General features: G+C 66.1%; 13 protein-coding genes. 10 read left to right on the forward strand and 3 right to left on the reverse strand.

Annotation, left to right across the window (positions count from 1 at the left end):
* Positions 1-16: 16 nt before the first annotated feature.
* Positions 17-1,480: a dihydroorotase gene (locus WKB88_RS15870; protein WP_341395520.1), complete on the forward strand. Its 1,464-nt coding sequence runs from the start codon at positions 17-19 to the stop codon at positions 1,478-1,480.
* 92 nt (positions 1,481-1,572) lie between these two features.
* Here WKB88_RS15870 and WKB88_RS15875 read toward each other — a convergent pair whose 3' ends face one another.
* A complete protein-coding gene (locus WKB88_RS15875) occupies positions 1,573-2,010 on the reverse strand; it encodes a nitroreductase family deazaflavin-dependent oxidoreductase (RefSeq protein ID WP_341395521.1) in 438 nt (145 codons plus the stop codon).
* 43 nt (positions 2,011-2,053) lie between these two features.
* Entirely contained in the window at positions 2,054-3,124 is a 1,071-nt protein-coding gene (locus tag WKB88_RS15880) for a LacI family DNA-binding transcriptional regulator (protein ID WP_341395522.1), read from the reverse strand.
* A 255-nt stretch (positions 3,125-3,379) separates the two neighbouring features.
* Between WKB88_RS15880 and WKB88_RS15885 the strand changes: the two genes are divergently transcribed.
* The 5 genes from WKB88_RS15885 to WKB88_RS15905 all read left to right on the forward strand — a co-directional run bounded on the left by WKB88_RS15885 (position 3,380) and on the right by WKB88_RS15905 (position 8,951).
* A complete protein-coding gene (locus WKB88_RS15885; protein WP_341395523.1) occupies positions 3,380-4,666 on the forward strand; it encodes a M20 family metallo-hydrolase in 1,287 nt (428 codons plus the stop codon).
* Between the two features lie 14 nt (positions 4,667-4,680).
* Positions 4,681-5,439, forward strand: a complete 759-nt coding sequence (locus tag WKB88_RS15890; RefSeq protein ID WP_341395524.1) for a DUF5058 family protein — start codon at positions 4,681-4,683, stop codon at positions 5,437-5,439.
* Positions 5,440-5,472: 33 nt separating this feature from the next.
* Positions 5,473-6,201 (forward strand): hypothetical protein, encoded by a 729-nt coding sequence (locus tag WKB88_RS15895; RefSeq protein WP_341395525.1) that lies wholly within the window; start codon positions 5,473-5,475, stop codon positions 6,199-6,201.
* A 69-nt stretch (positions 6,202-6,270) separates the two neighbouring features.
* Complete coding sequence (locus WKB88_RS15900; protein WP_341395526.1) at positions 6,271-7,512, forward strand: amidohydrolase; 1,242 nt, start codon at positions 6,271-6,273, stop codon at positions 7,510-7,512.
* A gap of 2 nt (positions 7,513-7,514) precedes the next feature.
* Entirely contained in the window at positions 7,515-8,951 is a 1,437-nt protein-coding gene (locus WKB88_RS15905; protein ID WP_341395527.1) for an amidase, read from the forward strand.
* A 206-nt stretch (positions 8,952-9,157) separates the two neighbouring features.
* Here WKB88_RS15905 and WKB88_RS15910 read toward each other — a convergent pair whose 3' ends face one another.
* Positions 9,158-9,658, reverse strand: coding sequence for a hypothetical protein (locus WKB88_RS15910; protein ID WP_341395528.1), 501 nt, complete (start codon positions 9,656-9,658; stop codon positions 9,158-9,160).
* 443 nt (positions 9,659-10,101) lie between these two features.
* Between WKB88_RS15910 and WKB88_RS15915 the strand changes: the two genes are divergently transcribed.
* The 4 genes from WKB88_RS15915 to WKB88_RS15930 all read left to right on the forward strand — a co-directional run bounded on the left by WKB88_RS15915 (position 10,102) and on the right by WKB88_RS15930 (position 13,137).
* On the forward strand, positions 10,102-10,371 hold the full coding sequence (locus tag WKB88_RS15915) for a hypothetical protein (protein ID WP_341395529.1): 270 nt from the start codon (positions 10,102-10,104) through the stop codon (positions 10,369-10,371).
* 299 nt (positions 10,372-10,670) lie between these two features.
* Positions 10,671-11,210, forward strand: a complete 540-nt coding sequence (locus WKB88_RS15920) for a hypothetical protein (protein ID WP_341395530.1) — start codon at positions 10,671-10,673, stop codon at positions 11,208-11,210.
* A gap of 159 nt (positions 11,211-11,369) precedes the next feature.
* Positions 11,370-11,765, forward strand: a complete 396-nt coding sequence (locus WKB88_RS15925) for a hypothetical protein (RefSeq protein ID WP_341395531.1) — start codon at positions 11,370-11,372, stop codon at positions 11,763-11,765.
* Between the two features lie 166 nt (positions 11,766-11,931).
* Positions 11,932-13,137, forward strand: coding sequence for a globin domain-containing protein (locus tag WKB88_RS15930; RefSeq protein ID WP_341395532.1), 1,206 nt, complete (start codon positions 11,932-11,934; stop codon positions 13,135-13,137).
* The last annotated feature ends 6 nt before the right edge of the window (positions 13,138-13,143 follow it).

Raw genomic sequence — 13,143 nt, forward strand, 5'->3', positions numbered from 1 at the left:
GTAGAAAGAGGAAACCATGAGCAACTATGACCTGCTGGTAAAGAACGTCCAGGTTGTCCGGCCCGGCGGCGACGGCGCCGAAGCCCTGGACCTCGCCATCAAGGACGGAAAATTCGCTGCCGTAGAGGCGAACATCGATGCATCAAGTGCCGCTGAAGTGGTCGACGGCGGCGGCAAGCACCTGTTCCCCGGCGTCGTTGACGTGCACCAGCACTGGGGCATTTACAACGAATTGGGAGAGGACACGGAGAGCGAGAGCCGGGCCAGTGCCCAGGGCGGTGTCACCAGCGGCATCACGTACATCCGGACGGGCGCCTACTACCTCAATAAGTCCGGCCCCTACAAGGAGATCTTCCCGGAAATCCTTGAAGCAGCGGACGGCCGGGCCTACATCGATTACGGCTTCCACGTGGCCCCGATCCTCAAGGAACACATTGAGGAGATTCCCGATCTGCTGGACATGGGGGTGCCCTCGTTCAAGATCTTCATGTTCTACGGCATCCACGGCCTGCACGGCAGCTCCAGTGACCAGGGCAAGTTCCTGATGATTCCGCCGGAGGACTCCTACGACTACGCTCACTTCGAATTCGTCATGCGTGCCATTGAAAAGGCGCGCCGGGACCCGAAGTACGCTGACATCGCGGACCAGATTTCCCTCTCCCTGCACTGCGAAACCGCTGAGATCATGCGGGCCTATACCAAGATGGTGGAGGCCGAAGGGGAGCTGAAGGGACTCGAGGCGTACAGCGCCTCCCGCCCGCCGCATTCGGAGGGGCTGGCCATCACCATTGCCTCCTACCTGGCGTACGAGACCGAGCTCCCGAATATCAATCTGCTGCACCTGTCCTCCCGCAAGGCAATCGAAGCGGCCATGATGATGCAGCAGACGTTCCCGCACATCAATTTCCGCCGCGAAGTGACCGTGGGGCACCTGCTGGCGGACTACAACACGGCAAATATGGGCGGAAAGGTCAATCCACCGCTGCGTTCGCCTGAAGACGTGGAGGCCCTGTGGGAGCACTTGCTTGCCGGCAACTTCTCCTGGGTGACGTCCGACCACGCCTGCTGCAAGGACGAAACCAAGTTCGGCGATCCCCGTGATGATGTGTTCCTGGCGAAGTCCGGTTTCGGCGGCGCGGAATACCTGTTGCCCGGCATGATCTCCGAGGGACGCAAGCGGGGTCTGTCCTACAACCGGATCGCCGAGCTGGTCTCGAAAAATCCGGCGGACCGCTACGGGATGCCGGGCAAGGGAGACGTGGCCGTGGGCTATGACGCGGACTTCTGCCTGGTGGACGACGGCGTGCAGTACACGGTCCGGGCAGAGGATTCCCTCTCCACTCAGGACTACACCCCGTTTGAAGGTTTCGAGCTGACTGCCGCAGTAACCGACACCTACCTCCGCGGCGCCCAGGTCTTCGGCAACGGCGGGATGGTGGGCGAGCCCCGGGGCAAGTACGTGAAGCGGTCCGGCAACTAAGGCCTGCGGGCAAAGGAAGATCGATTCTCGGCAGCAGAATGCGACGACGGCGGAGCCCAAGCGGTTCCGCCGTCGTCGTATGCGTTGTAAAGCTAGTCCATCCGTTCCAGGACCAGCACCGGGATCTCGCGGTCGGTGTTCGCCTGGTAGTCGGCATACGGGGGATAGGCGGCGACGGCCCGCTCCCACCACGCGGCCTTCTCCTCGCCGGTGACTTCGCGGGCGCGCATGTCCCACTTCTGCGGTCCGTCCTGCAGCTCCACATGGGGGTTGGCCTGGATATTGAAGTACCAGACGGGATGCTTGGGAGCGCCGCCCAGGGAAGCGACGACGGCGTAGTCGCCGTTGTGCTCCACCCGCATCAGCGGCGTCTTGCGCAGCCTTCCGGACTTCGCACCGACCGTGGTCAGCAGGATGACCGGACGGCCGCCGAGGGTGGTGCCCTCGGTTCCGCCGGAACTTTCGATCAGCTCCGCCTGCTCGCGGGCTCGTTTGCTGGAACTGGGGGCATATTCACCGGTAAGGGGCATGGGCACCAGTCAACCCCTTTGCCGCCGTGAGGTCCAGCCGTGATTAGCCGCCCGGACGGACGGGCACAGTGGATGACCGGGGAACGAGTACGGGCGGCAACAGTACGGAGGAAACCTCGCGGCCCGCGATCCGGTCCATCAGGAGGGCGACGCTTATCCGGCCCATGGAGTCGATGTCTGACCGGACGGAAGTCAGGGGCACGGGGAGTTCAGCCCCCAGCCCCACATCGTTGTAGCCCATCAGGGACAGGTCGGCGCCGACCGTGCGTCCGGCGTCGCGCATGGCCCCCATGACGCCGACGGCGGTGTAGTCGTCAACGGTGAAAACAGCCGACAGCGCCGGTTCCACGGCCGCCAGTTCCGTGCCGGCGCGGCGTCCGGCGGCGACGCCGAAACCCGTCGCCGCTACCCGGGCGTCCGGAACGGGCCAGCCGGCGGCCGCATACACTTCGCGGAACCCCGCGGTGCGGTCCCGTCCCGTGCTGGCCAGGGGGTCGGCGGCAGCTACACCAACGTGTCTGTGGCCCAGCTCCAACAGATGCCGCGCGGCCAACCGGCCGCCCTCGGCGTCATCCGTGCTGACGGACACATGGCCGGGCAGGGTGCGCATGGCCAGGACATAGGGGACGGCGCCGGCTGCCAGCTCGTCGGCCAAGGTGTCACCCTGCCGGGCGTCGGCCAGGATGACGCCGTCAATGCGGCGTGCCAACAGCGCACCCAGCCGTTCGGTTCGGACCAGGGGGTCATCCAGCCCGTTGGACACCACGGCGCCATAGCCCTGGGCCGCGGCTTCGGCATCCAGCCCGCCGTACATAGTGGCCAGGACAATATCGGTGAGCCGGGGAACCAGCACTCCAATCAGGCGGGAGTTGCCGGTGCGCAAGGCCGCGGCGGCGGTGTCCCGCCGGTAGTTCAGAGTGCGGGCGGCTGCGCGGACGCGCTCCACTGTGGCGGAACTGATCCGCACGGGGCGTTCGGCCAGGGAACGGGACGCAGTGGACGGATGCACCCCGGCCAACCGGGCAACGTCTTCCAGCGTGGCCGGACGTGAGGGACGCCGCTGACTGTTTGCACCGATGATGCGGGCCTTCCCGGAGAAGCGGTTATGGAACAACGGGCAGGGGGCTCCTGCCGGAAGAGCAAGTCTAGACCCGACCGCGGGCCGCAACCGGCAATTTAACCGAAAAGAATTCAAGAATTTACACGGCGAAATCAGGCCGCGAAATATTCAGGTAATTCCTTAAAAGATCTGGACTAGTGGGGTTCGGCATGTGAGGGTAGTGCCCAACCCCGGCGTGCAGCCGGGCACTCCCGCCCCGGCGGGGTGTTTTTTTGGCAGTTGCGCAATCGATTGCATTTAGGAGGACGAGTGCCTGGTCTTTATACAGCTGATGCCGGCGCCACCGAGTGGCTGGATTCGGCCCTCACGGATCTTGCCGAATTCCGCAGTACCGGCCGGCCCGGGTGGACCCGCGAGGTTTTCAGCGAGTCCTACCGGGAATCCCGTCACTGGGTCGCCGACAAGATGCGCGCCGCGGGGCTGCAGGTTCACGTTGATGATGCGGGAAATATCATCGGCCGCCTGCCCGGCAGGAACCCGGCGGCCCCGCCGCTGGTCACCGGATCACACACGGACACCGTCGACGGCGGCGGGCGGTTTGACGGGGTCGTCGGCGTCCTCGGCGGACTGGCCGCGGTGGAAACCCTCCGGGAATCGGGGACCGTCCTCGGCCGGGACCTGCTGGTTGTCGACTTCCTCGGAGAGGAGTCCAACCCGTTCGGCCTTAGCTGCCTCGGCAGCCGAGCCCTGGCCGGGGAACTCACGCCCCGGGACCTCGCCCGCACCGACTACTCGGACCGCACCCTGGCATCCGCGTTTGAGGACTTCGGCCTGGACCCTTCGGACCTGCTCGGCAGGGCAGCCTGGACCGGAACACGGCGGCCGCACGCCTACCTGGAACTGCACGTTGAGCAGGGCCCGGTGCTGGAGGCCCGCGGAACCGAGATCGGCATCGTCACAGCGATCACCGGAATCGAACGTCTGGTCGCCAGCTTCACCGGCACCCCCGACCACGCCGGCACCCGTCCCATGGACGACCGCCGGGACGCGATGGTCGCCGCGGCGGAAGCCGTTCTGGCCATCAGGGCCGAAGGCTGCGGCGCACCCGAACACGGCGTCGCCACCGTCACCCGGCTGGAGAATGCTTCCAGCTCGCCCAACGTGGTTCCCTCACTGGTCCGGCTGCACGGCGAAGTACGCAGTGTCGACGAATCCTGGTTAACCGGCACCCGCCGCCGGCTGGCCGAGGAGATCGCCGCCCGTGCCGGCCAGCACGGCGTCGAGGCGGACCTGAGCTGGACCACCGACAACGCGGTGGTCCGGTCAGCACCCGGAGTCCAGGATTTGGCCGCCGCCGCCTGCGACGCAGCTGGTGTTTCCTGGCTTCCCGTCCCCAGCGGCGCCACGCACGACGCCGTCCACATGGCTGCGCTGGCGCCCATGGGAATGATCTTCGTTCCCTCGGCCAACGGCAAAAGCCACTGCCCCGAGGAATTCACTGCCACCGGGCAGATCGCCACCGGCGTCAGGGTGCTCGCAGACACCCTGATCCGGCTGGACACGCACCACTTCCCCCACCCTCCACGCACGCACTGAAGGAGCCAACCCCCATGAGCTCGTCACTTCTCATCCTGCCGCGCAACGGCAGCTCAACGGACATCCTGGAAATTGCCAACATCCCCATCCTGTGGGTCTTCGCGCTGGCGGTATTTGCCGTCGTCATCATTCAGAGCCTGATCTATATGCGGGCAGCAACCGCCGCCGGACCGGCCGCAGAAATCAGCCCCGCGGAGCTCAAAGCGTCCTTCCGCGCAGGGGCCGTGGCAGCCATCGGCCCCTCACTGGCCGTGGTGCTCGTGAGCATCGCGCTGCTGTCCCTTTTCGGCACACCCGCCGTGCTGACCAGGATCGGGCTTGTCGGGTCGGCCGCCACTGAAACGGCGTCGGCCAGCATTGCGGCCGGAACCATGGACGCTGTCCTGGGCGGCGAGGGATACAACCAGACCGTCTACGCCGTCGCGTTCACCGCCATGAGCCTGTCCGGTGCCATGTGGATGGTCTGCTGCCTGATCTTTACCCCGCTGCTCAAGCGCGGAGACAGCAAGCTGCGCGACGTCAACCCGGCCCTGATGTCGATCATCCCCACCGCGGCCCTGCTCGGTGCCTTCGCCAGCCTGGGCATCGCCGAGCTGCCCAAGAGCAGCGTGCACGTCCTGACGGTGGTGGCCTCCGCCATTGTCATGGGGATGTGCCTCTTCTTGGCGAAGAAGCTGAACGCACCCTGGCTGCGGGAGTGGGGCTTGGGGATTTCCATCGTCCTGGGGCTGGTCATCGCCTACATCGCCCACACCTCCGGCCTCGCCGCCTAGCCCGCGCCCCAACGACTGTTCGAGGAGAACCTGATGTCAACATCTGCACTGGCCGCCGATTCCGCCGCCAGCCTTGCCCGTTTCGACAAGACCACCTCCCGCTGGGGCCGGCTCACCATGCTTGCCGCCCTGCTGCTGTCCCTCGCCGGCCCCGCCTACCTGGTGTTTTTCGCCGATCTCGGCATTACCGGCACCATGGTCTGGACCGCCGCGCTCGCCGTCGGCGCCTCCTTCTTTGTGCTCTGGTTCGTTGAACCGATTACCTATTACCCGGTGCTGGGCCCCGCAGCCATGTACCAGGCGTTCATGATCGGCAACATCGCCAACAAGCTGCTGCCCTCCGCGATGGTCGCCCAGGCGACCATCGGGGCCAGGCCCGGCACCAAGAAAGCGGACTTCTCGGCCCTGATGGCCATTTGCGGCGCTGCCATGGTCCACGTCTTCTCCATGCTGGTTTTCGTCGGCCTGCTGGGCACCTGGCTCCTGACCCTGATTCCCGTCCAGGTCATGGACGTGGCCCGGCTCTACATCTTCCCGTCCATCATTGGCGCCGTGATCGTCCAGCTGGTGGTTTCCGCCAAGCAGCCGCGCATCACCCTGGTGGCCGTGGCCGTGGCCCTGGTTGTCGTCTTTGTGGTGGTACCGCTGGTCCCGGCCCTGGCCAAGCTCTCCACCGGGCTTACGGTGCTGCTGACCGCTGCCCTCGCCTGGTGGGTCCGGGATCGAAAAACCGCGGGAGCGGCACCTGAACTCGTCAACTGACCCCGCGCCTGCCCTTGTTCCCGCCCGCCTCCTACTCCTACCCCTTACCGTCTCCGAAAGGCCCATCCCATGACCAATGACATTCTTGCCAGCCACGGTTACAGCACAACCGATCAGCAGAAGCTGCAGGAAACCTACCGGTACCTGCATGCAAACCCGGAGCTGTCCATGCAGGAAACCAATACATCCAAATTCCTGCTCGGCCGCCTGGAGGAGCTGGGACTGGACGCCTTCCTCTGCGGCGGCACCGGCGTCGTCGGGGTACTGCGCAACGGCCCCGGACCCGTGGTTGGTTTCCGCGCGGACACCGACGGGCTTCCCATCGGCGAAAACACCGGACTGGAGTACGCCAGCACGGCCGAGGGCACCCTGGAAGACGGGACCCGGGTACCGGTGATGCACGGCTGCGGACATGACACCCACATGGCCGTGGCCCTGGCCGCCGCCGAGCTGCTGGCCCGAAGCACCGGCAGCTGGTCCGGAACCGTGGTCTTCATCTTCCAGCCCGGCGAAGAGACCGCTGCCGGTGCCCGTGCCATGCTGGCCGACGGCTTGTGGGAAAAGGCCCCGCAGCCGGAGGTGGTGTACGGCCAGCACGTGTGGCCGGGTGTGGCCGGCGGCCTGGAAATCAGCAGCGGCACCGCCATGGCCATGGCAGACTCCTGGAAAGTCACGGTACTGGGACGGCAGGCCCACGGTTCGCAGCCGGAGAAGTCCATTGATCCCATCGTGCTGGGCGCCCACATGATCGTGCGGATCCAGACCATCCTCTCGCGGGAGGTCCCGCCCCGGGAGTCAGCGGTGGTCACCGTGGGCACCTTCCACGGCGGCCTGAAGGAAAACATCATTCCCGCCAGCGCGGAGTTCACGCTCAACGTCCGCACCTTTGAGCCGGCGGTGCGCGATCAGGTACTCACCGCCCTGCGCCGCATCATCACAGCCGAAGCCGCAGCCTCCGGCGCGCCCGAGCCGGTGATCGAGGAAATCTCGAGCTTCCCCCGCTGCTACAACGATCCCGCTGCCACCGCCGAGGTAACGGAGCAGCTGCGCTCCGCGCTGGGGGAGGACAACGTCCGCGATGTGCCCCCGGTCATGGGCAGCGAGGACTTCGGCCTGCTGGCCGACGCGATCGGGGTGCCTTCGGTGTACTGGATGTTCGGCTCCACCCTTTCCGAAAGGCTCAACAGCGAAACCCCGGTACCGGGCAACCACCATCCGGAATTCGCACCGGCGCCCGAACCCACTCTGGAAACCGGTCTGACCGCGGCACTGGCCGCGATCCGGACCCGGGTCGGCGGAGCAGGGGCCTAGCCGTGGCTCTGTCGGCATCATCCCGGGAGCTGCAGTCCCTGACCGCTGTGGAACTCACCGCTGCGATCCGCTCCCGGAAGGTCTCGGCCCGCGAAGCCCTGGACGCACATCTGGACCAGATCGCCGAGGTGAACCCGGCCATCAACGCAGTGGTCACGCTCGACCCGGAGGGCGCCCGCGACCGTGCAGCGGCTGCCGACCAGGTCACCGCGTCCGCCGGCGACCACCCGCTGCCGCCGCTGCACGGATTGCCCATGACCCACAAGGACACGCACAACACCAAGGGGATGCGCACCACTCAGGGTTCGCCGCTGTTCCGGGACTTCATACCCGACGCCGATGACCTGATCATCGCGCGGCTGAAGGCAGCCGGGGCGGTGACGACCGGCAAAACCAACGTGCCGGAATTCGCCGCCGGGTCGCACACCTTCAACGAGGTCTTCGGAACCACCACCAACCCCTATGCTCCGGACCTGAGCGCCGGCGGCAGCAGCGGCGGGGCAGCGGCGGCGCTGGCGGCCAGGATCCAAACGGTCAGCGACGGCAGCGACATGGGCGGATCGTTGCGCATACCGGCGTCGTTCTGCAATGTGGTGGGTTTCCGGCCCTCGGCCGGCGTGGTTCCGGCGTGGCCCGTCCGGGACCTGTGGGGCTGGCTGGGCCGCAGCGGGCCAATGGCCCGGGATGTCGCGGACATAGCACTGATGCTGACCGCGGTGGCCGGCCCGCATCCGGCCGAACCGTCAAAGAGTGCGGTCCGGGCCGAGGATTTTGCCCGGCCGCTGGTGCGGGATTTGTCCGGCCTGCGGGTCGGCTGGACGCCGGACTTCGGGCTGGGCGTTCCGGTGGATCGGGAAGTGCTCAAGGTGCTTGAAGCCCAACTGGCAGTGTTTGAGGAACTCGGCGCGAGGGTGGAACAGGCCTGCCCTGATCTTCAGGATGCAGACACAGTGTTCAGGAACGTGCGCGCCCTGGAATTCGTCCAGATGCTCGGGGACACGGTGCGGGAGCACCCCGAGAGCATCAAACCCGAGATCCGCTGGAACGTGGAACAGGGCTGGTCCCTGACCGGACAGGATGTGGTTGACACTGCCGCGGCGCGGACCCGATTGCATCTGTCGGTTCAGGAATTCTTTGGCCGGTATGACATTCTGCTGGCGCCCGCCGCGCAGGTCCTGCCCTTCGACGCGGAGCTGCGCTATCCAACCAGTATCAACGGCGAGGAGCTGACGACATATCTGGACTGGATGCGTTCAGCCTGCCTGATTTCGGCGACGGGGCTGCCCGCATTGTCGATGCCCGCAGGGTTCAGCAGCGGGGGTTTGCCGGTAGGGCTGCAGATGGTGATGAACCACGGGGAAGATTTTGTCCTGCTGCAGGTGGCACGGGCCTTCGAGCAGGCAACAGGATTTGCCCGCCGAGCACCGGGAGGAGCGTGAACCGCGAACGGTGCGGGGATGCGGTTGACCGGGTGAAAACCACCCCCTAGCCTTCTTCTGCACTCGCACCGGCAGGAGCTCGGGACTTTTATCCCGGGCTCCTGCTGCGTCCGCGGCCGGAAGGTGCGCCGGTAGGTGCGCCGCCCAGACGGCTGCCTCGACCGTGGCCCCCACCGCGCAGGCTGGCGCGATATCTCGTCGCTGCCCTAGGTGCGGGCCTGTACAAGGTTGGCGAACGGCAACCGGCCGTGTAGCCCGAGGAACTGTGCGTGATACGCAGCCAGGGCTGCGTTGAGCTCCTCCGCGGGCAGCTCCTTCCACGCCACGAGAAGGTCCTCCGCATCAGTTAGCTGCCAGATCAACCGGCCGTCCCAGTGTCCCGGCGGCTTTCCGTTGCCGAAATCCAGGAATTCCGAGATCTGGCGGCGGAGCCCGCGGTTGCCCTTGCTGCCGGCGCCGGCCTTGCCGATGAACAGGACGTCCGCGTCGGGAACCCATTCCGCGGAGAGCTCGGTACGCGACAGGGAAGGGTTCTTCTTCTTGAAAACCCCGGCCGTACTGACGGCAAGGAACCGCGGTTCAAATTCAGCGGGCCGCAGCAGAACAAAGATTCCCTGACGATGCGGAATCCGGTTCACGTCCAAAGACATGATGGGCCGGAAACCGGTAAACCCGTCGCCGGTGAGTGATTTCTTGTTCAACGGCATTGGATTCCTTGGAGCTGGGGGTGGATGGCGGTGCCTGTGCCGGGACACGCACAGCGAGATTCGCCCCTTCGATGGTACCGGCCCGGGCGCAGCCCTCTGCTCCTCCGGTTGGAAGGACCGGGGTCCCGTTTAGGAGGGGCGGAAGTTATCCCCAACTGTTGAGCTGTCTGCCCGAAGTCAGCCGGTGTCGCTGACAATGAGGAAACGGCGCTGCGACGGCCTTGCAATCACTTCGTTCTGAGGCCGGAAGCCGCGCACACCCACCTCTTGGGGGAAACATGGACAACAGGTTCGAATCGGCTTATCCGCAGGATTCACAACAGCCGCAGCCCGGTAATCCGCCGCTGCCTCGACCCCCTGAAATGGCACCTGCCACTTTTCGGCAGCGGCCGGGTCACGCGCATCCTCCCGGTTACCCGCAGCCGCCGCAGCGGGTGAAGACCGTGAGATGGCTGGCAGCTGGCTCGCTGGTCGCGGGCGTACTGTGCGTGGTGGATATCGCAGCCCTGGGGTTGGCGCTTGTGGTTGGGCCCGTGGGGATCGCCCTGGCCGTTGCCGCCCTCATTATCGGAAGGAGGAATATGTCGATGGCCACGGCGGCGGCGATCACCGGACTTGTGCTGTCTGCCGTGACATTCTTCCTTCTCCTCGCCCAGCTGCTGATCTGGATCCTTTTTCAGGGATGGTATTTCTGGGCCTCGGGCGCAGGGTGAATCCGAGCCGGTGCCGTCGCCTGAGCCGGAACTGAAGCAGGTCAAGCGTTGGGGGTACGGCATTGACCGTGATGTTCCGCCCCGCGCAGTTCTCGGGCCAGAATCAGGGTCAGCGCTTCCACTGCCGCCGGTGACAATCACGCTGCGTGGAGATGAGGGTGCCATGGGAGCCCCCTTAGGGGAGGGGCCGACGGGAGGCGCCGTCCCGCCTGCGCATATTCTGCCTACCGGATTCCGGTGCGTGTAGGGTGCTCGGGATAAGCGGCCAAAGCGCCGTACCACTCGAAGAGGATCCAAACATGTCCGTTCCGGCCGTCCCCGCCGAGCACAGAGCCGACCGGGTTGCAGATGCTTCGCTTCTGGCAGCGGCTGCCGCAGGGTCGCTGCTGTCGGTGCTCCGGATTGCGGTTCGGGAAATCGGCAGCCCCTTCACGCCGGCCTATCCGGTTTTCCTGCTGTGGGGTGCCGTCCCTGCTCTCCTGATCCTGGGCGCCTACTTGCTCACCGCGGCGTCCGAGGGCCGCAACGGCATCCGCCGGCAGCGCGGAGCCCTGGCCGCACTGACCGGGCTGGCGGTGCTTTCCGTTCCCCTGATCGGTTTCGACCTCGTCTTCAGCCCGGTCTACGGTCTGGCCCTGATCGCGCTCGCTCTGCGCACCCGGGGGACACTCGCGGCCGCGGCGGGAGTTCTTGCCGTGAGCGTCAGCCTGACGCTTGCCCTGGCCTGGGACACCCTCACCGGGCTGCAGTCCATGGGCGCAATGCTCCTGGTTGCCGTTGCCAGCGGGATCGCCGCCCTCCGGTGCCGGCGGGAAGCTGTAGGGGTGCTGCTGGCTTAGCGGTCCCCCGCGGAGGAACTAAGCTCCCGGCGCGGTCGAAACCCGCCGTGACCTGCACCGATGCCGGAACCTGAAAGAATGGGAACAACCGGCTGGTCGGCGTGCCCGCCGGACATCCCTGCCCAGACCGCCTCACGCCCGTGAAATGGAGTTCCACCCATGTCTTCTGCTGATTCCTCCGCCCAGCCCTTCGGTGTTGCCGCCGCGCAGCGGGTTACCGTTTACGGCGCGCAGGACCGTCCGGAGGTGGCACCGTACCTGCCCGAGCAGGCGCTTGTGGCCGAGCCGGGCGCGCGCATGCCGGCCGACGTCGTCATTCTGTTTGTCGGGACCGCAGCTGACCTGGCCCATGATCTGACCGGCGCCGCCGCTGCCGTGGAGCCCGGCGGGGTGCTGTGGGTCTGCTTCCCGACTGTGGCGGCGGAAGGCCAGGAACTCGACATCAACCGGGACACCGTGGCCTCGCTGCTGCAGACCAACAACTGGCAGCCGCTGGCCGATGCAGCCCTGGGGGAGAAGTGGTCCGCCGTTCGCGGCCAGCCGTCCGGGGAGTAGCGTCCCGCCCAATTTCTACAACACGTAGAACAGAGGGTACTGTGATATCCGGAAACGGGTTTTCCGGTCGCGGTCTCTTTGATGCAGATAATGCGCTGCGGATTCCGAACCTCTTGGGCCTGGGCAATTTCCACGGTCCACGAACAATGCGGCAAAGGAGCCCGAAGTGCTGTCAGATACATCCCGCCCGGTAATTGAGGCAACATTGCCCGTGGTGGGGGAGCATATCGGCGAAATTGCCCGGCGCTTCTACGCGCACATGTTCAACGAGAAACCGGAACTGCTGGACGGATTGTTTAACCGGGGAAATCAGGCCGGCGGAAAGCAGCAGCTGGCCCTGGCCGGTTCGGTGGCGGCATTCGCCGGCTACCTGGTCAACAAGCCCGATGAACTGCCGGACCATTTGCTGTCGAGGATTTCCCACAAGCATGTTTCCCTCGGCCTGCGGCCCGAGCAGTATGGGGTAGTCCACAACCATCTGATGTGGGCCATCGGGGACGTGCTGGGCGAGGCAGTCACCGCCGAGGTGGCTGCTGCGTGGGATGAGGTCTATTGGCTGATGGCCAACGTCCTCATCAATGCGGAACGGGACCTGTACTCCGCGGCGGACCTGGCTCCCGAGGACGTCTGGCGCACCTGGCGGGTGGTGCGGAAGATCCGCGAGACCGACGACGTCGTGACCTTCGTGGTCGAACGCACCGATGACCGGGACGTGCTGCCCTCCCTGCCGGGACAGTACGTTTCGCTGAAAGCGCTGATGCTCGACGGCGTCCACCAGCCGCGCCAATACAGCCTTACCCGCGCCGACGACGGCCGGCACCGCCAGTTCTCCGTCAAGCGCGTGCACGGCCAGTCCACCCCGGACGGGGAGGTCTCCAACCTGCTGCACTCCACGGTGGAAGTGGGCGATGAGGTGCTGCTCTCGGCTCCGTTCGGTGACGTGGTGCTTCAGTCCAGCGTCCGGCCGGTGGTTTTCGCCAGTGCCGGCATCGGCATCACACCCATGGCCGGAATGATTTCCCACCTCGCCCAGTCCGCGTCCCTGCGGCAGGTGACCTTGCTGCATGCCGACAACTCGGCCGCTTCCTTTGCCCTGCGGGACCAGGTCCAGGCGGATCTGGCCAAGCTGTCCCGGGCCTCGTCCCTCACCTGGTTCCTGGAACCCTCCGGCGACGCGCAGCCGGACAGCGAGTTCACCGGCTTCATGGACCTGAGCGCAGTGGATCTCCCGGCCGACGCCGAGTACTACCTGTGCGGGCCCCTGCCGTTCATGCAGGCTGTCCGCAGTTCGCTGATCGCCCGCGGAGTCCCGCCCCGGGACATTCAGTACGAAGTGTTCGGGCCCGACCTCTGGCTCGCCGACTTCCAGTAGGAGCTG

The organism is Arthrobacter sp. G119Y2 (assembly GCF_038069765.1).
GTDB lineage: Bacteria > Actinomycetota > Actinomycetes > Actinomycetales > Micrococcaceae > Arthrobacter_B.